We start from the raw sequence: 21,183 nt of genomic DNA, 5'->3' as shown, positions 1-21,183 counted from the left end.
AAAAACACAGGGTAAATAATGGCGAGACGTATTCTGGTCGTTGAAGATGAAGCGCCGATTCGCGAAATGGTGTGCTTCGTTTTGGAGCAAAATGGCTTTCAGCCTGTTGAAGCGGAAGATTATGACAGCGCTCTGACGCAACTCAATGAACCCTGGCCTGATCTGATTTTACTCGACTGGATGCTACCGGGCGGATCGGGGATTCAGTTCATTAAGCATCTCAAGCGCGAAGCTATGACCCGCGATATCCCGGTCGTGATGCTGACCGCCCGCGGCGAAGAGGAAGACCGCGTACGCGGGCTGGAAACCGGCGCTGATGATTACATCACCAAACCTTTCTCCCCGAAAGAGCTGGTCGCCCGTATTAAAGCGGTCATGAGACGTATATCGCCGATGGCGGTAGAAGAAGTGATTGAAATGCAAGGCCTGAGCCTTGATCCCTCCTCGCATCGCGTGATGACCGGTGAGAATCCGCTGGACATGGGGCCAACGGAGTTTAAGCTACTGCACTTCTTTATGACCCACCCGGAGCGTGTCTACAGCCGCGAACAGCTGCTGAACCACGTCTGGGGAACGAACGTATATGTTGAAGACCGGACGGTGGATGTTCATATTCGCCGCCTGCGTAAAGCGCTGGAACATAGTGGTCATGACCGAATGGTGCAAACCGTTCGCGGCACGGGTTATCGGTTCTCTGCCCGTTTCTGATAACTGACTGGAGTGTTACCCGTGCTGGAACGGCTGTCATGGAAAAGGCTGGTATTTGAGCTGATCCTCTGTTGTATTCCGGCCCTCATTCTGGGGGCCATTGTGGGTTACCTGCCCTGGTTTTTGCTGGTGGCGGTCACTGGGCTTCTGATCTGGCATTTCTGGAATTTGCTGCGGCTCTCCTGGTGGTTATGGGTCGATCGCAGCATGACGCCGCCCCCTGGGCGCGGCAGCTGGGAGCCATTGCTGTACGGTCTGCACCAGATGCAGATGCGTAACAAAAAGCGCCGTCGCGAGCTGGGCAGCCTGATTAAACGCTTTCGCAGCGGGGCGGAGTCCTTGCCTGACGCCGTGGTGTTGGCCACGGAAGAGGGATCGATTTTCTGGTGCAACGGTCTGGCGCAGCAGATGTTGCATCTGCGCTGGCCGGACGATAACGGTCAGAACATCCTGAACCTACTGCGTTACCCCGAATTCTCCCGCTACCTGAAGGCGCGTGATTTCTCCAAACCGATGAACCTGGTGCTTAACACCGGACGACATCTGGAGATTCGTGTGATGCCCTACAGCGAAAAACAGCTGTTGATGGTGGCGCGCGACGTCACGCAGATGCACCAGTTGGAAGGGGCGAGACGCAACTTCTTCGCCAATGTCAGCCACGAACTGCGCACGCCGCTGACGGTGCTGCAGGGCTACCTGGAAATGCTGCAGGAGCAAACGCTTGAGGGGGCGCCGCGTGAAAAAGCGCTACATACCATGCGCGAGCAGACTCAGCGTATGGAAGGTCTGGTCCGCCAACTGCTGACGCTGTCAAAAATCGAAGCCGCGCCGCTGATGGCGCTGAACGATAAAATCGACGTCCCGATGATGCTGCGCGTCGTCGAGCGGGAAGCGCAGACGCTGAGCCAGAAAAAACACGTGCTGACGTTTGATATTGATGACCAGCTACAGGTGCTGGGCAACGAAGAGCAGCTGCGCAGCGCGATGTCGAACCTGGTGTACAACGCGGTTAACCATACCCCGGCAGGCACCGAAATTCGCGTCTGCTGGCAGCGTACGCCGTACGGCGCACTGTTCAGCGTTGAGGATAATGGCCCGGGTATCGCGTCTGAGCATATCCCACGCCTGACGGAGCGTTTTTATCGCGTCGACAAAGCGCGCTCCCGCCAGACTGGGGGCAGCGGGCTGGGGCTGGCTATCGTGAAGCATGCGGTGAATCATCACGACAGCCGACTGGATATTGAAAGTGAACCGGGAGTACGCACCTGTTTCAGTTTCCTCCTGCCGGAACGTTTAATTGCCAGAAAAAGCGCCTGACCGGGCAACTGTCAATCTGCATTTCCAAAAACCAGCTTCGGCTGGTTTTTTTTCTTTGCGGTTAACCCGGCGGCGAACAATTATCAAACGTCTGCTGGTTTTTTGTTCGCATGATTAGCCATAGGTTTTTCCGATATCTGGTTAATAACTCTGAGTTATGATTTGTGATTGATATAATCATCTGGTTTTGCGATCCCTTCTTGCTTTAAAACGTTATAAGCGTTTAAATTGCGCCCCATGCAGCTTCAGACAGACTGCATATGCGTGGATATTCAAATAACAATTCTTCTCCACGCAATTCAGGGAGGATATCTCGCTGAAATTGTGCGCAATTGCCGCTGCACTATCCCGTTGGGAGCAGCGAGAAATGTTTCTTTTTCAACACCACATCCACAGGCAGTAAAGCGTTTATGACTCATCAGTTAAGATCGCGCGACATCATCGCTTTGGGTTTCATGACCTTTGCGTTGTTCGTTGGCGCAGGCAACATCATTTTTCCTCCCATGGTTGGTCTGCAGGCGGGCGAGCACGTCTGGACGGCTGCGCTTGGGTTCCTGATTACCGCGGTGGGTTTGCCTGTATTGACCGTTATCGCTCTGGCGAAAGTCGGCGGTGGTGTTGATGCCCTCAGCACGCCAATCGGCAAAGTGGCCGGTTTACTGCTGGCGGTGGCGTGCTACCTGACGGTAGGGCCTCTGTTCGCCACGCCGCGTACCGCGACCGTCTCCTTTGAAGTCGGTATTGCCCCGCTCACCGGCAGTGGCGCGATGCCGCTGTTGATCTACAGCGTAATTTACTTCGCGCTGGTTATCCTTGTGTCGCTCTACCCGGGCAAACTGCTGGATACCGTGGGCAACTTCCTGGCGCCGCTGAAAATTCTCGCGCTTATCGTGCTTGCCGTTGCGGCGGTTATCTGGCCAGCTGGCCCGCTGAGCAACGCGCTGGAAGCCTATCAGACGTCGGCGTTCTCCAACGGTTTTGTGAATGGTTATCTGACCATGGATACCCTGGGCGCGATGGTGTTCGGTATCGTTATCGTTAACGCTGCACGTTCTCGCGGTGTGACCGAAGCGCGTCTGCTGACCCGCTACACCGTGTGGGCAGGGCTGATTGCCGGCGTGGGCCTGACGCTGCTGTACCTGGCGCTGTTCCGCCTGGGCTCCGATAGCGCGACGCTGGTTGACCAGAATGCGAACGGCGCGGCTATCCTGCATGCTTACGTGCAGCATACCTTCGGCGGTGCGGGCAGCTTCCTGCTGGCGGCGCTCATCTTTATCGCCTGTCTGGTGACGGCGGTGGGTCTGACGACGGCCTGTGCGGAGTTCTTCGCCCAGTACCTGCCGTTCTCTTACCGCACGCTGGTCTTTATCCTGGGCCTGTTCTCCATGGTGGTGTCCAACCTGGGGCTGAGCCACCTGATTCAGATTTCCATTCCGGTGCTGACGGCGATTTATCCTCCTTGTATCGCACTGGTGGTATTAAGTTTTACCCGCGGTTGGTGGCATAATCCTACCCGCGTGATCGCCCCGGCGATGTTTATCAGCCTGGTGTTCGGTTTGCTGGATGGGATTAAAGCCTCCGCATTCGCCGACATCCTGCCGTCATGGACCCAGCATTTACCGCTGGCGGAACAGGGTCTGGCGTGGCTGATGCCGACTATCGTCATGGCCGTGCTGGCTATCGGCTGGGATCGCGCTGCGGGACGTCCGGTTACCTCCAGCGCACACTAAGTTAGCGCGAAGTGTTGAAATTAACCACGGGGCGAAATGCCCCGTGGTTTTGTTTTTATTCAGGCATTGGAATTAATGGAAACAAATAACAAGCTAAAGCGCGGGCTAAGCACCCGCCACATTCGCTTTATGGCTCTCGGGTCGGCTATCGGCACCGGTCTTTTTTATGGCTCGGCAGACGCCATTAAAATGGCCGGTCCCAGCGTGCTGCTTGCCTATATTATCGGCGGCGTTGCGGCCTATATCATTATGCGGGCGCTTGGCGAGATGTCCGTACATAATCCGTCTGCCAGTTCGTTCTCGCGCTATGCGCAGGAAAACTTAGGCGGGCTTGCGGGCTATATCACCGGTTGGACCTATTGCTTTGAAATTTTGATTGTCGCGATTGCCGACGTCACCGCCTTTGGGATCTACATGGGCGTCTGGTTCCCGGCGGTGCCGCACTGGATTTGGGTGCTCAGCGTGGTGCTGATTATCTGCGCCGTCAACCTGATGAGCGTGAAGGTGTTCGGCGAGCTGGAGTTCTGGTTCTCGTTCTTCAAGGTTGCGACCATCATTATCATGATCGTCGCCGGTATCGGCATCATCGTCTGGGGCATCGGCAACGGTGGCCAGCCGACGGGCATCCATAACCTGTGGAGCAACGGCGGCTTTTTCAGCAACGGCTGGCTTGGCATGGTGATGTCGTTGCAGATGGTGATGTTTGCCTATGGCGGTATCGAAATTATCGGCATTACCGCCGGTGAGGCCAAAGACCCGGAGAAATCCATTCCGCGGGCGATTAACTCTGTGCCGATGCGCATTCTGGTGTTCTATGTCGGGACGCTGTTCGTCATCATGTCCATCTACCCGTGGAACCAGGTGGGTACCGACGGCAGTCCGTTCGTATTAACCTTCCAGCATATGGGCATTACCTTTGCCGCCAGTATCCTCAACTTTGTGGTGCTGACCGCATCGCTGTCGGCGATTAACTCCGATGTGTTCGGCGTTGGCCGCATGCTGCACGGCATGGCGGAACAGGGCAGTGCGCCGAAGGTATTCGCCAAAACCTCGCGCCGCGGCATTCCGTGGGTGACGGTGATGGTGATGACCATTGCGCTGCTGTTTGCCGTCTATCTGAACTACATCATGCCGGAAAATATCTTCCTGGTGATCGCGTCGCTGGCGACCTTCGCCACCGTGTGGGTGTGGATAATGATCCTGCTGTCGCAGATTGCTTTCCGCCGTCGCCTGTCGCCGGAGGAGGTTAGCAAGCTGAGCTTCAAAGTGCCGGGCGGGGTCGCGACGACAACCGTTGGCCTGATTTTCCTGGTCTTTATCATCGCGCTGATTGGCTACCACCCGGATACGCGTATCTCGCTGTACGTCGGATTTGCGTGGATTGTGTTGCTGCTTATCGGCTGGGGCTTCAAACGCCGCCACGACCGCCAGTTAGCGGAAGCCCAGTAATATTGATACCCGGCGGCGCTTTGCCGCCGGGTCGCCTCTATGTCTTCATCAGACGCTCTAGCGCGACCTGCGCGAGAAAGCCTGAGCGGCTCTTAAATTCCGGCCGTGTAGCAACGCAGCGGTCGATGCGGTCAATTAACGATTTTGGCAGCGTGACGTTGATTTTCTCTGAGCCTCCCATCAGGCGTGTGATATCAATATCGACCACGGCCCAGGTATAGCCCGTGTAATCGGTTCGCCTGGCCAGACTTCCAACCGAGGAAACAGGTGGAATATCTTCGCCCATTTCGATCAGTAATTCGATATGCCCGCAGATAGCCTCCTTCGCGTTTGCTATCGCTTCATCCAGCGTGTCGCCTGCGGAGAAACAGCCGGGCAGGTCCGGCACCGTGACGCCATAGGCGTGATTATCATCGCCCGCTTCGATCGCGATTGGATAAAACATAAATACCTCGCCTGTTTGGGACGCTAAAGCCCCGCTTGCCTTCGTATACTCTTCGCCGTTTTCAGCGGTAAATCCTTCTTCGGGTGTGGGACGGTAACCAGGCCCGATTTATCAGGATGTCTGAAATGATGGTGGCTACCGTTAACCCGTATCAGAACCCAGCCATCTGCTTGTATTTCGGCTATCAGCTTCCTGCTGTTCATCGCGACTTCCTTCAGTTCGCTGCGAAATGAATATAACTCCAGTAACTCTCCTTCTTCAATATTTTTAGGGCTGCCGGAGTTATTGAAGGTGAGATATCTCCTGTGAAAAATACGGCTTGTGCAGCGAGGTGCTAAAGATTTTTCGCGATCCTGGACGATTCGATACTGTTTCTGGAAGCCTCTGCGCAAAACGTTACCATGCTGAGGCAGGCCTTCCACCTCCTCCCTCGCACTCCTCCTCCAATTAACGGCATAATGATGAGTTATCCTTCTGTCGGCTATGGCAAGGTGAGGGCATTCTGAACAAGGGGAAAAGATAATGTTGAAGGCCTGGCATCTTCCTGTTGCACCGTTTGTTAAGCCGCAGTCGGACAAACTGTCGATAACCCTCTGGCTGACGGGGGATAGCCTGCCGCAGCGGGTGACGCTGCGCGCGGAGCAGGACAACGAAGAAATCTCGCTGCCGATGCGCCGGCTCAAGCGACAGCCTGAACCTGGCGTCACGGCCTGGCGCGCGGAGATAGCGCTCGGCCAGGGGCAACCGCGCCGCCGTTACTGTTTTAAGCTGCTGTGGGACAACCGTCAGCGCTGGTTTACGCCGCAAGGGTTTAGCGCGATTACGCCTGCGCGGCTGGAACAGTTTGCCATTGATACACCCGATAGCGGCCCACAGTGGGTCGCCGACCAGGTGTTCTATCAGATTTTCCCTGACCGTTTCGCCCGCAGCCTGCCGCGGGATGCAGAACAGGATAAGGTCTATTATCACCACGCCGCCGGACACGATATCGTGCTGCGTGATTGGGATGATCCGCTCACCGCGAAGGCCGGGGGATCGACCTTTTACGGCGGCGATCTTGACGGGATCGGCGAAAAACTGCCGTACCTGAAAAAGCTGGGTGTCACCGCGCTGTACCTCAACCCGGTATTTACCGCGCCGAGCGTGCATAAGTACGATACTGAGGACTACCGCCATGTCGACCCGCAGTTTGGTGGCGATCAGGCGCTGCTGCGCCTGCGGCACACGACGCATCGGGAAGGTATGCGGATTATCCTCGACGGGGTTTTTAACCATAGCGGCGATACCCACGCCTGGTTTGATCGTCATCAGCAAGGGGCGGATGGCGCCTGCCACAATCCGGGGTCGGCCTGGCGCGACTGGTACTCTTTTTGTCCAGAAGGGCAGGCGCTCGACTGGTTAGGGTATGCCAGCCTGCCGAAGCTCGACTATCGGTCAGAATCCTTGATCAATGAGATTTACCGGGGTGACGACAGCATTGTGCGCTACTGGCTGAAGGCGCCCTGGAACATGGACGGCTGGCGGCTGGATGTGGTGCATATGCTGGGTGAAGCGGGCGGCGCGCGTAATAACCTGCAGCATGTCGCGGGCATCACGCAGGCGGCGAAAGAGACGCAGCCGGAAGCCTACGTGGTGGGCGAACACTTCGGCGATGCGCGGCAGTGGCTACAGGCGGATGTGGAAGATGCCGCCATGAACTATCGCGGTTTTACCTTCCCGCTGTGGGGGTTTCTGGCCAATACCGATATCTCGTACGATCCGCAGCTTATTGATGCGCAAACCTGCATGGCGTGGATGGATAACTATCGCGCCGGGCTGTCGCATCAGCAACAGCTGCGCATGTTCAATCAGCTCGACAGCCACGACACCGCGCGCTTTAAATCGCTGCTGGGTAAAGATGTCGTCCGTCTGCCGCTGGCGGTGGTCTGGTTGTTTACCTGGCCCGGCGTTCCCTGCATTTACTACGGCGATGAGGTTGGTCTGGATGGCGATAACGACCCATTCTGCCGCAAACCGTTTCCGTGGGACCCCGCAAAACAGGACGCCGGGCTGCTGGCGCTGTACCAGCGGATGGCTGCGCTACGCCACCGCTACCCGGCGTTTCGCCATGGCGGCTGCCAGGTGCTGTATGCCGAAGACAACGTGGTGGTATTTGTCCGCGTCTGGCGGCAGGAACGGGCACTGGTCGCCATTAACCGTGGTGAAGCCTGCGAGGTGGTGCTTGACGCTTCTCCGCTGCTGGCCGTGAAGACGTGGCAGTGCAAAGAGGGCAACGGCGCGCTGCACGAGGATGTGCTGACGCTACCCGCTGTTTCGGCCAGCGTCTGGCTGGGGCGTTAGCGGTATAGCTGGCTCAGCACCGGGCTGGTGAGGATATTTTCGCGCCACCAGCGCTGCGCCAGCCCGTCGCGGTGGTTACCAGAATTTTGTAGGACCAGGCGCCGGAGGTTGGCGGCTCGTTGATCGCCCCAAGAATCATATCTGCGCCGTGGTGGGTTAACTCTATGAAATAATATAATGTTATTTTACCTAAAGTGCTGAAAATCTACCAGTGAATAGTTTAGAACAGGCTGGCGTAATTTTTTGATAAAGATTAATAATAATTGTCTGGCGGTATTATCCAAACGCCGTTAATGACAAAAAACACCTGCCATAAAACAGAAAAATTTCTTTAATAACTCGTTAGAAATTTCCAGCTATACTCATCAGGCTTTCTCCTTCAGGATCCAACTGCTTACAACAGTCTTAGACCGTTGCCTTTTAACTTATTGATTAAGAAGGTGTGATATGTCTATTCGGGAACTGATTGACCCATCAAACTCCGCGCTTATTTTTATCGATCATCAACCGCAAATGGCTTTTGGCGTTACCAATATTGACCGACAGACGCTGAAAAATAACACCGTGGCGTTGGCTAAAGCGGGGGGGGGATATTTAATGTGCCGGTGATTTATACCTCAGTGGAAACCAAAAGTTTCAGCGGATATATCTGGCCGGAACTGCTGGCGGTGCATCCGGATGTTAAACCTATCGAACGTACCTCTATGAACTCCTGGGAGGATGCGAAGTTTGTCGAGGCGGTGAAAGCCACCGGGCGTAAAAAACTGATTATTTCCGCCCTGTGGACGGAAGTGTGCCTGACCTTCCCGGCGCTGATGGCGCTGGAAGCCGGGTATGAAGTTTATGTGGTCACCGATACCTCAGGCGGCACCTCCGTTGACGCCCATGAGCGCGCCATTGATCGTATGGTGCAGGCAGGTGCGGTACCCGTGACCTGGCAGCAGGTGCTGCTGGAGTACCAGCGTGACTGGTCGCGCAAAGGCACTTATGACGCGGTGATGGACCTGGTGCGCGAACACAGCGGCGCTTATGGCATGGGCGTCGACTATGCCTATACCATGGTGCATGGCGCACCAGAGCGTAAGGCGTAACACCGGCGGCGGGCTCACACCCGCCCAATGCACTGCAAGGAATCCCCCGCTATGACGCAACAGAAACATGTCACGCTGGTGATAACCCACGCGCTGAAGCCGCAGGACGCCGGTGAGTACGAGGCGTGGCTTGGCAAAATCATGCCGATTGCCGCGCAATACCCCGGTCACCTTGGCGCTAACGTCATCCGTCCCGCTGATGGTCAGGGGATGTGGAATATCATCATCCGCTTCGACACCCTCGAACACCTGTATGGCTGGACCCAGTCTGAAACCCGTCGGCAGCTGGTTGATGAGATTACGCCGCTGCTGAGCGAAGGCGATCATACCGAGGTAAGAACCGAAGCCGCGTTCTGGTTTACACCGCCCGCGCCGCACGTGCGCCAGCCGCTGCGCTGGAAGCAGTTTCTTATCACGCTGCTGGTGATTTTCCCCAGTACCAATCTGGTGCCATGGGTGACCGGCATGGCGTTGCCTGCGCTGAAGGGCTCTTTGCTGCTGCATCTGATTAACGATGCCTGCGTGGTGGCGCTGGTCGTCTGGCTGTGGATGCCCATCGTGACCCGTCTGTTTGCCGGGTGGCTGAAGAAAGCCTGATCCGGCCTTAAGGAGATAATCATGTCTCAAAAAGCCACACTGATCCTGACTCACGGCGATATTCATACGCTGGATAACGAAAACCCGCTGGTGGAGGCCGTTGCCATCGCCAACGGTAAGATCCTCGCGGTTGGCCGCCACGACCAGATCATGAGCTATGCCGCTGAGGGAACGCAGATCGTCGACCTCAAAGGCCATACGGTGATTCCAGGCCTCAACGATTCGCACCTGCATCTGATTCGCGGCGGGCTGAACTACAACCTGGAGCTGCGCTGGGAAGGCGTACCGTCGCTGGCGGATGCGCTGCGGATGCTCAAAGCGCAGGCCGATCGCACGCCGTCGCCGCAGTGGGTGCGGGTTGTCGGCGGCTGGAGCGAGTTTCAGTTTGCCGAGCGGCGGATGCCGACGCTCGAAGAGTTAAACGACGCCGCGCCGGACTCGCCGGTGTTTGTGCTGCATCTGTATGACCGCGCGCTGCTTAACCGGGCGGCGCTGAAAGCGGTGGGGTATACCAAAGAGACGCCGAACCCGCCGGGCGGTGAGATCGTGCGCGACAGCAACGGCAACCCCACCGGTATGCTGGTGGCGAAACCTAACGCCATGATCCTGTACGCCACGCTGGCGAAAGGGCCGAAGCTGCCGCTGGAGATGCAGGTCAACTCCACGCGTCAGTTTATGCGCGAGCTGAACCGACTGGGGCTGACCAGCGCGATCGACGCTGGCGGCGGTTTCCAGAACTACCCCGAAGATTACGAAATCATTGAACAGCTGCACGCCAACCAGCAGATGACGGTGCGCATCGCCTATAACCTGTTTACCCAGCGGCCAAAGCAGGAGCTGGAGGATTTTGAACGCTGGACCGATATGCTTAAACCCGGACAGGGCACCGATTACTATCGCGCCAACGGCGCGGGTGAAATGCTGGTTTTCTCGGCGGCGGATTTCGAGGATTTCCTGCAGCCGCGACCGGATTTACCCGCCGGGATGGAGGACGAGCTGGAACGCGTGGTACGTCATCTGGTCGAGCATCGCTGGCCGTTCCGCCTGCACGCCACCTACGACGAATCGATTAGCCGAATGCTCGACGTCTTTGAGAAGGTTAATCGCGATATTCCGTTCAACGGGTTGCACTGGTTCTTTGACCACGCGGAGACCATTAGCGAGCGCAACATTGAGCGGGTAAAGGCGCTGGGCGGCGGGATTGCGGTACAGCACCGTATGGCCTTTCAGGGCGAATACTTCGTCGACCGCTACGGCAAAGAGGCGGTGAAACACACGCCGCCGGTGGCGAAAATGCTTGAACTGGATGTGCCTGTCGGCCTGGGCACTGATGCCACCCGAGTGGCGAGCTATAACCCGTGGACTGCGCTGTACTGGCTGGTGTCCGGTCGTACCGTCGGCGGGTTGACGATGTATGACGATAGCAACCGCCTGCCGCGCGAGGTGGCGCTTGAGCTGTGGACGGCGGGCAGCGCCTGGTTTTCCAGCGAGCAGGGCAAAAAGGGGCGCATTGCGAAGGAACAGCTTGCCGACCTGGTGGTGCTGTCGAAAGACTATTTCCGCGTCGCGGAAGAGGAGATCAAAGGTATTGAGTCGGTGCTGACGGTCGTTGGCGGGAAGGTGGTGTATGCTGCCGGAGACTTCACGTCGCTGGCGCCGCCCGCTATTCCGGTCGTACCTGACTGGTCGCCAGTGGTGAAGGTGCCTGGACATTATCGTGCCGCGCCGCCTGCGGTGGCCAGGGTGGGCGCCGTTGTGCAAATGCACCAGTGCATCGGTAGTTGCGGCGTACACGGACACCAGCACGATATGGCGCGTAAATCGGATATCCTGGTCTCTGACGATCGGACGTTCTGGGGCGTGCTGGGTTGTTCGTGCTTTGCGTTTTGAGCGCGAAGGGAAAGGCACAAAAAAAGGCCCGCATCTGCGGGCCTGCTTCGTAAACCGTGCCGATTACAGGCTGGATACGTTCTCGGTCAGGTATTTAGCAACGCCTTCCGGAGAAGCGGCCATACCTTCTTTGCCTTTTTCCCACTGAGCCGGACAGACATCGCCGTGCTCTTCGTGGAACTGCAGCGCGTCAACCATGCGCAGCATTTCGTCGATGTTACGACCCAGCGGCAGATCGTTAACCACCTGATGACGCACGATACCGTCTTTGTCGATCAGGAAGGAGCCGCGCAGGGCAACGCCAGCTTCCGGATGTTCGATACCGTAAGCCTGCTGAATTTCGCGTTTGATGTCAGCAACCATCGCGTATTTCACTGCACCGATGCCGCCTTTGTCGACAGGGGTGTTACGCCATGCGTTATGGACAAATTCAGAGTCAAAAGAGACGCCAACCACTTCCACACCACGCTTCTGGAATTCTTCGTAACGCTTGTCGAACGCGATCAGTTCAGACGGGCAAACGAAAGTGAAATCCATCGGCCAGAAGAACAGAACGGTAGCTTTGCCGTTGGTGTGCTTTTTGAAGTTGAAGTTTTCAACGATTTCGCCGTTACCCAGTACTGCTGCAGCGGTAAAATCCGGAGCCGGACGAGTGACCAGAACCATGTGATTCTCCTGTGATTACTAAGGTTATTTGGAACGCAACGCGGGCCAGTATAGAGAGTCTTCAGGGTTAAGACAAAGAGGTGCTGACAATCGTTCAGTCAGTTTTTACCTATCAATCCACTTCACATCACAGCTGTTTGTTTTTTGCCAGGTGCATCATTCGTGGATAGAACTGCCAGAAACGCTGCTCCAGCGCCATATAGTGCGCGTCGAGATCGTACCAGGAATCGCGCAGGGCGTCGAGCTTTGGTCGGCGGCTGGCCATGCCGTTCAGCACGCGCTGAATAAATACCATCTCCTGGTAGCGCTCCAGCCAGCGTTCGGACCACAGATAGTGGTTGAGGTTCACAAATCGCGGCGGGGAGTCCGGCACAATGACAGAGACCTGCGAATGGGCATAGCGTATGAAGTCCGGCAGCGACATCTCCGGCGACAGCTGTGCCCAGTGGCGCGACAGGAAGTGGTCCCACATGACGTCCAGCGTAATCGGCGCGACGCGGCGTGTCTGCGGGCGAAACCATTCCCGCGCCTCTTTGACTTCCGGCAGATTGTCGGTCAGCACGTCGATGCGCCGGTGCATGTGAATGCCGTCGACCACCTCGGCGGGGTAATCGTTTCCCGGGTTGCCGCGAACGAAATCCGCCAGCAGATTGCCGGAAAGCGAGCTGCCAGCAAGGTGGGCAAGGTGCAGATGTGCGAGAAAATTCATGCGATTCGGTATCCGGAGTCGGCTAGTTGTTGCAGCAAAGAGGTGTGAGCACTAGACTAAGCCGCCTGTTTTTAAGTCACGAGTATACGTCATGCGCGTCGCCGATTTTTCCTTTGAACTACCTGAATCCCTTATTGCCCACTATCCGCAACCAGAGCGCAGTAGCTGCCGCCTGCTGTCGCTGGACGGGCCGACGGGGGCGCTGACGCACGGTACTTTCACCGATTTGCTCGACAAGCTCAACCCTGGCGATCTGCTGGTGTTTAACAATACCCGCGTGATCCCGGCGCGTCTGTTTGGCCGTAAAGCCAGCGGCGGCAAGATTGAAGTGCTGGTCGAACGTATGCTTGATGATAAACGTATTCTGGCACATATCCGCGCGTCCAAAGCGCCGAAGCCGGGGGCTGAGCTGCGGCTTGGCGACGATGAGAGCATCAACGCGACGATGGTCGCCCGTCACGACGCGCTGTTTGAGGTCGAGTTCAACGACGAGCGTCCGGTACTGGACATTCTCAACGCCATCGGCCACATGCCGCTGCCGCCGTATATCGACCGTCCGGATGAAGACGCCGACCGCGAGCTGTATCAGACCGTTTACAGCCAGAAACCTGGCGCAGTAGCAGCGCCGACGGCGGGACTGCACTTTGACGAGCCGCTGCTGGCGGCGCTTCGCGAGAAAGGCATTGAGATGGCGTTCGTGACGCTGCACGTCGGCGCGGGGACGTTCCAGCCGGTGCGCGTGGACAGCATTGAAGAGCACATCATGCACTCCGAGTATGCGGAAGTGCCGCAGGAGGTGGTTGACGCGGTTATGGCGGCTAAAGCTCGCGGCAGCCGCGTGATTGCCGTCGGCACCACCTCGGTACGATCGCTTGAGAGCGCCGCGCAGGCCGCGAAGCAGGATCTGATCGAACCCTTCTTCGGCGATACGCAAATTTTTATCTACCCAGGTTATCAGTACCAGATTATCGATGCGCTGGTGACCAACTTCCATCTACCTGAATCGACACTGATTATGCTGGTGTCCGCCTTTGCAGGCTATCAGCACACCATGAATGCCTATAAGGCTGCGGTAGAACAAAATTATCGCTTTTTTAGCTACGGGGACGCGATGTTTATCACGTACAATCCGCAGGCTTTGCACGAGCGTGTCGGGGACTGACTCCGCGACACCGTTTTAAAACGTCGGACTGTTTTTCTGACGCTGGAGAGAAAATGAAATTTGAACTGGATACGACCGACGGACGCGCACGTCGCGGCCGCCTGGTATTTGATCGCGGCGTAGTGGAAACGCCGGCCTTTATGCCTGTGGGTACTTACGGGACCGTGAAGGGCATGACGCCGGAAGAAGTTGAAGCGACCGGCGCGCAAATTATTCTCGGCAACACTTTCCACCTGTGGCTGCGCCCGGGGCAGGAGATCATGAAGCTGCATGGCGATCTGCACGATTTCATGCAGTGGAAAGGCCCGATCCTCACCGACTCCGGCGGCTTCCAGGTGTTTAGCCTTGGCGATATCCGCAAAATCACCGAGCTGGGCGTTCATTTCCGCAACCCGATCAACGGCGATCCGATTTTCCTCGATCCGGAAAAATCGATGGAAATTCAGTACGATCTCGGCTCCGATATCGTGATGATCTTTGACGAATGTACGCCGTACCCGGCAGACTGGGATTACGCTAAGCGTTCTATGGAAATGTCCCTGCGCTGGGCCAAACGCAGCCGCGACCGTTTTGACGGGCTGGGCAACAAAAATGCGCTGTTTGGCATCATTCAGGGCAGCGTTTACGAAGATTTACGCGATATCTCTGTCAAAGGTCTGGTAGAGATTGGCTTTGATGGCTACGCTGTCGGCGGTCTGGCTGTTGGTGAGCCGAAGGAAGACATGCACCGCATTCTTGAGCATGTCTGCCCGCAGATCCCGGCGGACAAACCACGTTACCTGATGGGCGTTGGTAAACCGGAAGACCTGGTTGAAGGCGTGCGTCGCGGCATCGATATGTTCGACTGCGTTATGCCAACCCGTAATGCCCGCAATGGTCACCTGTTTGTGACCGACGGCGTGGTGAAAATCCGCAACGCAAAACATAAGAGCGACACCAGTCCGCTTGATGCAGAGTGTGATTGCTACACATGTCGCAATTATTCGCGCGCTTACTTGCATCATCTTGACCGTTGCAATGAAATTTTGGGGGCGCGTCTCAATACCATTCATAACCTTCGTTATTATCAGCGTTTAATGGCTGGTTTACGCAAGGCTATCGAAGAGGGTAAATTAGACAGCTTCGTGGCGGATTTTTACCAACGTCAGGGTCGACCTGTTCCACCTTTGAACGTTGATTAATTTTAATAATGAGGGAAATTCAATGAGCTTTTTTATTTCTGATGCGGTAGCAGCTACCGGTGCGCCGGCTCAGGGCAGCCCGATGTCTCTGATCCTGATGCTGGTGGTGTTCGGTCTGATTTTCTACTTCATGATCCTGCGCCCACAGCAGAAGCGTACCAAAGATCACAAAAAGCTGATGGACTCTATCGCTAAAGGTGATGAAGTTCTGACTAACGGTGGCCTGGTTGGTCGCGTAACCAAAGTAGCGGAAACGGGCTACATTGCTATCGCACTGAACGACACCACCGAAGTTGTCATCAAGCGTGACTTCGTTGCCGCCGTGCTGCCGAAAGGCACCATGAAAGCGCTGTAATCCATTGTTTTCCCAAAGGGAACTGCCGTGTTAAACCGTTATCCTTTGTGGAAGTACATTATGCTGGTCGTCGTGATTGTCGGCGGCCTGCTTTACGCACTTCCCAACCTTTATGGTGAGGATCCGGCTGTTCAAATCACTGGCGTGCGCGGCGTCGCCGCCAGTGAGCAAACGCTGATCCAGGTCCAGAAAACCTTACAAGAAGAAAAAATTACCGCGAAGTCTGTGGCACTGGAAGAGGGCGCTATTCTTGCTCGCTTCGACTCCACTGACACCCAGCTGCGCGCGCGTGAAGCGCTGGTTTCCGTGCTGGGTGACAAGTATGTCGTGGCGCTTAACCTTGCTCCTGCGACCCCGCGCTGGCTGGCGGCCATTCATGCCGACCCGATGAAGCTCGGTCTTGATCTGCGTGGCGGCGTGCACTTCCTGATGGAAGTGGATATGGATACCGCGCTCGGTAAGCTCCAGGAACAAAACATCGACAGCCTGCGCAGCGACCTGCGTGAAAAAGGCATCCCCTATACTACCGTTCGCAAAGAAGATAACTTCGGCCTGAGCATTATGTTCCGCGACGGCGCGGCGCGCGATCAGGCGATTGATTATCTGACGCAACGTCATCGCGATCTGGTGATTTCAAGCCAGGGCAGCAACCAGCTGCGTGCGGTAATGACCGATGCGCGCCTGAAAGAAGCGCGTGAATATGCGGTCCAGCAGAACATCAACATCCTGCGTAACCGTGTGAACCAGCTCGGCGTCGCCGAACCGGTGGTTCAGCGCCAGGGCGCAGAGCGTATTGTGGTTGAGTTGCCGGGTATCCAGGATACGGCGCGTGCGAAGGAAATCCTTGGCGCGACCGCGACGCTGGAATTCCGTCTGGTGAACACCAACGTCGACCAGGCTGCGGCGGCTTCCGGCCGCGTACCGGGCGATTCAGAGGTAAAAGACACCCGTGAAGGACAGCCGGTTGTGCTGTACAAGCGCGTGATCCTGACCGGTGACCACATCACCGACTCCACCTCAAGCCAGGACGAATACAACCAGCCGCAGGTTAACATCTCGCTGGACAGCGCGGGCGGCAACATCATGTCTAACTTTACCAAGGACAACATCGGCAAGCCGATGGCGACCCTGTTCGTAGAGTACAAAGACAGCGGTAAGAAAGATGCGAAAGGTCGTGCCATTCTGGTGAAACAGGAAGAGGTGATTAACATCGCCAACATCCAGTCTCGTCTGGGCAACAGCTTCCGTATCACCGGTATCAGCAACCCGAACGAAGCGCGTCAGCTGTCGCTGCTGCTGCGTGCCGGTGCGTTGATTGCGCCAATCCAGATTGTTGAAGAGCGTACCATCGGCCCAACCCTGGGGATGCAGAACATCAAGCAGGGTCTGGAAGCCTGTCTGGCTGGTCTGCTGGCCTCCGTCATCTTCATGATCCTCTTCTACAAGAAGTTTGGTCTGATAGCGACAAGCGCGCTGATTGCCAACCTGGTGCTGATTGTCGGCATCATGTCGCTGCTGCCGGGGGCAACTCTGAGTATGCCGGGGATCGCGGGTATCGTGTTAACCCTTGCGGTGGCGGTCGACGCCAACGTACTGATTAACGAACGTATTAAGGAAGAACTGAGCAACGGCCGTACCGTGCAGCAGGCGATTGACGAAGGCTACCGCGGTGCATTCAGCTCAATCTTCGATGCGAACGTGACGACGCTGATTAAAGTTATCATCCTGTATGCGGTCGGTACGGGCGCGATTAAAGGCTTTGCAATCACTACCGGTATCGGTGTGGCAACGTCCATGTTTACGGCGATCGTCGGTACGCGTGCCATCGTGAACCTGTTGTATGGCGGCAAACGCATCAACAAGCTGTCTATCTGAGGAGTGCGTTGTGGCACAGGAATATACTGTTGAACAATTGAACCACGGCCGTAAAGTCTATGACTTTATGCGCTGGGACTACTGGGCCTTCGGCATTTCAGGTCTGCTGCTGGTGCTGTCCATCATTGTGATGGGCGTGCGTGGCTTTAACTGGGGGCTGGATTTTACCGGCGGTACCGTTATTGAGATCACGCTGGAAAAACCGGCCGATATGGATCAGATGCGCCTGTCGCTGGAAAAAGCAGGCTTTACCGAGCCGCAGCTGCAGAACTTTGGCAGCAGCCACGACATCATGGTGCGTATGCCACCGGTGAAAGGCGCGGACGGTGGTCAGGAACTGGGAAGTAAAGTTCTCGCGGTGATCAACGAATCCACCAACCAGAACGCGGCGGTGAAGCGTATCGAGTTTGTGGGGCCGAGCGTGGGGGCTGACCTTGCTCAGTCGGGGGCTATGGCGTTGATGGCGGCGCTGATCTCCATTCTGGTCTACGTCGGGTTCCGCTTTGAGTGGCGCCTCGCGGCGGGTGTGGTAATCTCGCTGGCGCACGACGTGGTCATCACGCTGGGCATCCTGTCGCTGTTCCATATTGAGATTGACCTGACCATTGTGGCATCGCTGATGTCGGTTATCGGTTACTCCCTGAACGACAGCATCGTGGTTTCTGACCGTATCCGTGAGAACTTCCGTAAGATCCGTCGCGGTACGCCTTACGAGATCTTTAACGTGTCGCTGACCCAGACGCTGCACCGTACGTTGATTACGTCCGGTACGACGTTAGTGGTTATTCTGATGCTGTTCCTGTTTGGCGGCCCGATTCTGGAAGGCTTCTCGCTGACCATGCTTATCGGTGTTTCCATCGGTACGGCGTCGTCTATCTACGTGGCTTCCGCGCTGGCGCTGAAGCTCGGTATGAGACGCGAACACCTGTTGCAGCAGAAAGTCGAGAAAGAAGGGGCGGATCAGCCGTCGATTCTTCCTTAATCCCTGCGGTACGGAAAAACGAAATCCCGGTCAAACGACCGGGATTTTTTTATTACAAATCCGGTTATTCCCGCTATGGTGGCTTCTCTGTCTCTGATTACAGGATGCCTCAGAAATGCACGATACCCACTGCGATGTCTCCCTTCAGGTTGTTCCGCCGCCGGACTGTTGGCTCAGTCTGCCTTCTGTTGATCTCACCGATGTGACGCTGCAGCAGCGTAAAGCGCGGGTGCTGATACAGATGGCGCGTGACGGTATCGATACGCTGGTGGTGTATGCCGATAAAGAGCACGGCGGGAACTTTGAGTATCTGACGGGCTTTATCCCGCGCTTTGAGGAGGCGCTGCTGGTGCTGCATCGGCACGGTGAGGCGGTGCTGGTGCTCGGTAACGAGAACCTCAAACTGGCGCCGCATGCCCGACTGGAAAACCGCGTGCTCCACGCGCCCTGGTTTTCGCTGCCCAATCAGCCGATGACGCACGGTAAAACGCTGGCGGAATTGCTGCGGGAGGCGGGGATCGGCGGCGGTAAAACGCTGGGCCTTGTCGGCTGGAAGCTCTTTACCGGCTGCGGCGACGCGGCGCAAACGATGTTCGATTTGCCGGCCTTTATAGTCGATGCTCTGCGCGAGGCGGCTGGCAGCGGCGCGGTGTTGCGTAATGCCACCGGTATTTTTATCTCCCCGGATGGCGGTGCGCGTACCGTCAATAACGCCAACGAGCTGGCGCATTACGAGTATGGCGCCAACCTGGCTTCGACGGCTATCCTCACGGCGCTGAATGCGATTGCGCCAGGCAAGACGGAAAAGCAGATTGGCGCGCTGCTGGCCGCCGACGGGCAGCCGAATAACGTGGTGATGATTGCCGCCACCGGCGATCGCTTCGCCAATGCCAGCCTCTATCCAGGCGATAAGCGTATTCAGCGCGGCGATAAGTTTTCTCTGACGACAAGCTATAAAGGCGGCCTCAGCAGCCGGGCGGCCTATGTGGTAGAGAACGCCGGGGAACTTGCCGCGAACGTCAGCGATTACCTCGACGTGGTCGCCATTCCCTATTTCCTGGCGGTGGTGAGCTGGCTTGAGCATCTGCGTCCGGGACTGACTGGCGGCGACCTTTACCAGCTCATTGAGCGCGTGCTGCCGAAAGCGCAATACCACTGGCATCTGAACCCAGGCCATCTGGTGGCGGACGAAGAGTGGCTCTGCTCGCCGGTCTACCCCGGTTCGACGATCGCGCTGACCAGCGGCATGCTGCTGCAAATCGACATTATCCCCTCCCGCCCGGGCTATGCGGGCGCCAGCATTGAAGATACCGTAGCGCTGGCCGATGCGACGCTGCGGGCTACGCTTGCGGCTGAGTATCCGGCGCTGTGGGCCAGAGTACAGGCGCGGCGCGACTATATTGCTCGTCATATCGGCATTGCGCTGCCGGAAGAGGTACTGCCGTTTTCGAATACGGTAGGCTACCTGCGTCCATGGCTGCTGGACCCGACCCGGGCGCTGGTGTGTCAATCTTCAGACTCCTGACAACACTCCTGACAGTATGCTGTCAGGAGGCCTGTTCTACACTTCTCCTGAATTTACCCAAGGTGACAGGAGGCAGTATGAACAACGTGATTAACTGGTTTGAAATTCCCGTGAGCGATATGGCGCGTGCCGTGGCGTTTTATGAGTCGGTGATGGGCGTTACGCTGCGCCGTGAAGTGATGGAAGGGGCAGAGCTGGCGGTATTCCCGCATCGTGACGAACAAACCGGCGGCGCGCTGGCGAAGTTTGAGCACATTACGCCGTCGTCGCAGGGATGTATTATTTATCTGCATACCGATGACCTGCGCACCACGCTGAAAAACGTGGCGGCAAAGGGCGGCGAATGCGTATTTGGCCCGCTGGAGCTACCCGACGGCATCGGCGCGATTGCGCTGTTTACCGACAGTGAAGGTAACCGCATTGGTCTGCATCAACCCGCCTGAGGCGAAGTGACACCATCATGACCCGACGCGCCGACCGTTTATTTCAGATTGTGCAGATCCTGCGCGGCAGGAGGCTGACGACGGCGGCGCTGTTGGCGGAGCGGCTCGGCGTATCTGAGCGCACCGTGTATCGCGATATCCGCGATCTGTCGATTTCCGGCGTGCCAGTGGAAGGCGAGGCGGGAAGCGGCTACCGGCTGCTGGACGGTTACGATTTACCGCCGTTGATGTTGACCGCCCGGGAATCGGAAGCGCTGATGGTGGCTATCCGGCTGCTGAAAACCTGGGGCGGGGAATCGCTGTCGGCCTCGCTGGAGTCGGCGCAGGAGAAGGTGCTGGCGATTTTACCCGCCGACAGCCGTCGTAAGGCCGAACAGGCGCGGGTGTTCGCCCCGGATATGGGCATACAGCAACATTCCCGGCGTGATTTCGACCTGATCCATCACGCGATTTCCGCCCAGCAGGTGTTGTCGATTCATTACCGTGACGAAACGGGGCAACTGACCTGGCGCGATGTACAGCCGCTGGGGCTCTTCTTCTGGGGCGAACACTGGCTGCTGGCCGCCTGGTGCGAGAGACGGGAGGATTACCGCTGTTTTCGTCTGGATCGCTGCCTGAATATCGTGCCGACATCGCGACGTTTTAGCGAAACCGCAGATCGTTCGTTAAGCGATTTTCTGCGCAAGGTCCGGCGCGAGGAGCGCCAATAAAAAAAGCC

At 56.8% G+C, this 21,183-nt stretch carries 19 protein-coding genes and 2 pseudogenes; 16 read left to right on the top strand and 5 right to left on the bottom strand.

Annotated features, from left to right (window positions below; all coding sequences use genetic code 11):
- Positions 1–18 precede the first annotated feature (18 nt).
- From phoB to proY, 4 genes are all read left to right on the top strand, one after another.
- Complete coding sequence (phoB, locus tag JO226_RS02435; RefSeq protein ID WP_293489733.1) at positions 19–708, top strand: phosphate response regulator transcription factor PhoB; 690 nt, start codon at positions 19–21, stop codon at positions 706–708.
- A 21-nt stretch (positions 709–729) separates the two neighbouring features.
- A complete protein-coding gene (gene phoR, locus JO226_RS02430; protein WP_293489732.1) occupies positions 730–2,025 on the top strand; it encodes a phosphate regulon sensor histidine kinase PhoR in 1,296 nt (431 codons plus the stop codon).
- A 410-nt stretch (positions 2,026–2,435) separates the two neighbouring features.
- Complete coding sequence (brnQ, locus tag JO226_RS02425; protein WP_293489730.1) at positions 2,436–3,755, top strand: branched-chain amino acid transporter carrier protein BrnQ; 1,320 nt, start codon at positions 2,436–2,438, stop codon at positions 3,753–3,755.
- 75 nt (positions 3,756–3,830) lie between these two features.
- On the top strand, positions 3,831–5,204 hold the full coding sequence (gene proY, locus JO226_RS02420) for a proline-specific permease ProY (protein WP_293489728.1): 1,374 nt from the start codon (positions 3,831–3,833) through the stop codon (positions 5,202–5,204).
- A 37-nt stretch (positions 5,205–5,241) separates the two neighbouring features.
- On the opposite strand, the gene JO226_RS02415 is transcribed toward proY, so the two are convergent.
- Positions 5,242–5,649: a type II toxin-antitoxin system HicB family antitoxin gene (locus tag JO226_RS02415; protein ID WP_293489727.1), complete on the bottom strand. Its 408-nt coding sequence runs from the start codon at positions 5,647–5,649 to the stop codon at positions 5,242–5,244.
- Between the two features lie 23 nt (positions 5,650–5,672).
- On the bottom strand, positions 5,673–5,852 hold the full coding sequence (locus JO226_RS02410; protein ID WP_293489750.1) for a type II toxin-antitoxin system HicA family toxin: 180 nt from the start codon (positions 5,850–5,852) through the stop codon (positions 5,673–5,675).
- A 319-nt stretch (positions 5,853–6,171) separates the two neighbouring features.
- Here JO226_RS02410 and malZ point away from each other — a divergent pair, with 319 nt between their 5' ends.
- Positions 6,172–7,989, top strand: coding sequence for a maltodextrin glucosidase (gene malZ, locus JO226_RS02405; RefSeq protein ID WP_293489725.1), 1,818 nt, complete (start codon positions 6,172–6,174; stop codon positions 7,987–7,989).
- A 79-nt stretch (positions 7,990–8,068) separates the two neighbouring features.
- Here the strand turns inward: malZ and JO226_RS02400 are convergent.
- Positions 8,069–8,158: pseudogene (locus JO226_RS02400) on the bottom strand (hypothetical protein); the annotation flags it as partial.
- A gap of 278 nt (positions 8,159–8,436) precedes the next feature.
- On the opposite strand from JO226_RS02400, the pseudogene JO226_RS02395 reads away from it, so the two are divergent.
- The 3 genes and pseudogenes from JO226_RS02395 to JO226_RS02385 all read left to right on the top strand — a co-directional run bounded on the left by JO226_RS02395 (position 8,437) and on the right by JO226_RS02385 (position 11,567).
- A pseudogene (locus JO226_RS02395) lies at positions 8,437–9,080 on the top strand (hydrolase).
- A 51-nt stretch (positions 9,081–9,131) separates the two neighbouring features.
- Entirely contained in the window at positions 9,132–9,677 is a 546-nt protein-coding gene (locus JO226_RS02390; protein WP_293489723.1) for an antibiotic biosynthesis monooxygenase, read from the top strand.
- A gap of 21 nt (positions 9,678–9,698) precedes the next feature.
- Positions 9,699–11,567: an amidohydrolase gene (locus tag JO226_RS02385; protein WP_293489721.1), complete on the top strand. Its 1,869-nt coding sequence runs from the start codon at positions 9,699–9,701 to the stop codon at positions 11,565–11,567.
- A 63-nt stretch (positions 11,568–11,630) separates the two neighbouring features.
- Here the strand turns inward: JO226_RS02385 and JO226_RS02380 are convergent, their stop codons facing one another.
- A complete protein-coding gene (locus JO226_RS02380; protein WP_293489719.1) occupies positions 11,631–12,233 on the bottom strand; it encodes a peroxiredoxin C in 603 nt (200 codons plus the stop codon).
- 127 nt (positions 12,234–12,360) lie between these two features.
- Positions 12,361–12,942 carry an ACP phosphodiesterase gene (acpH, locus tag JO226_RS02375; protein ID WP_293489717.1) on the bottom strand — a complete coding sequence of 194 codons (582 nt, stop codon included), beginning with the start codon at positions 12,940–12,942 and terminating at the stop codon, positions 12,361–12,363.
- Positions 12,943–13,033: 91 nt separating this feature from the next.
- Here acpH and queA point away from each other — a divergent pair, with 91 nt between their 5' ends.
- The 8 genes from queA (at position 13,034) to JO226_RS02335 (ending at position 21,175) form a co-directional block, all read left to right on the top strand.
- Positions 13,034–14,104 carry a tRNA preQ1(34) S-adenosylmethionine ribosyltransferase-isomerase QueA gene (gene queA, locus JO226_RS02370; RefSeq protein ID WP_293489715.1) on the top strand — a complete coding sequence of 357 codons (1,071 nt, stop codon included), beginning with the start codon at positions 13,034–13,036 and terminating at the stop codon, positions 14,102–14,104.
- 53 nt (positions 14,105–14,157) lie between these two features.
- Positions 14,158–15,285: a tRNA guanosine(34) transglycosylase Tgt gene (tgt, locus tag JO226_RS02365; RefSeq protein WP_293489714.1), complete on the top strand. Its 1,128-nt coding sequence runs from the start codon at positions 14,158–14,160 to the stop codon at positions 15,283–15,285.
- A 22-nt stretch (positions 15,286–15,307) separates the two neighbouring features.
- A complete protein-coding gene (gene yajC / locus JO226_RS02360) occupies positions 15,308–15,640 on the top strand; it encodes a preprotein translocase subunit YajC (RefSeq protein WP_013367379.1) in 333 nt (110 codons plus the stop codon).
- Between the two features lie 27 nt (positions 15,641–15,667).
- On the top strand, positions 15,668–17,515 hold the full coding sequence (secD, locus tag JO226_RS02355; RefSeq protein WP_293489713.1) for a protein translocase subunit SecD: 1,848 nt from the start codon (positions 15,668–15,670) through the stop codon (positions 17,513–17,515).
- A 10-nt stretch (positions 17,516–17,525) separates the two neighbouring features.
- Positions 17,526–18,497: a protein translocase subunit SecF gene (secF, locus tag JO226_RS02350; protein WP_293489712.1), complete on the top strand. Its 972-nt coding sequence runs from the start codon at positions 17,526–17,528 to the stop codon at positions 18,495–18,497.
- Between the two features lie 115 nt (positions 18,498–18,612).
- Positions 18,613–20,022: a Xaa-Pro peptidase family protein gene (locus tag JO226_RS02345; RefSeq protein WP_293489710.1), complete on the top strand. Its 1,410-nt coding sequence runs from the start codon at positions 18,613–18,615 to the stop codon at positions 20,020–20,022.
- 77 nt (positions 20,023–20,099) lie between these two features.
- A complete protein-coding gene (locus JO226_RS02340; protein ID WP_293489709.1) occupies positions 20,100–20,465 on the top strand; it encodes a VOC family protein in 366 nt (121 codons plus the stop codon).
- 17 nt (positions 20,466–20,482) lie between these two features.
- Positions 20,483–21,175, top strand: a complete 693-nt coding sequence (locus JO226_RS02335) for a YafY family protein (protein WP_293489708.1) — start codon at positions 20,483–20,485, stop codon at positions 21,173–21,175.
- Positions 21,176–21,183: the final 8 nt, after the last annotated feature.

This window comes from Pluralibacter sp. (assembly GCF_019237635.1).
Taxonomy (GTDB): domain Bacteria; phylum Pseudomonadota; class Gammaproteobacteria; order Enterobacterales; family Enterobacteriaceae; genus Enterobacter_B.
Note: the sequence above shows the minus strand (reverse complement) of the source record. Positions and strands in the feature narration are given on the sequence as shown.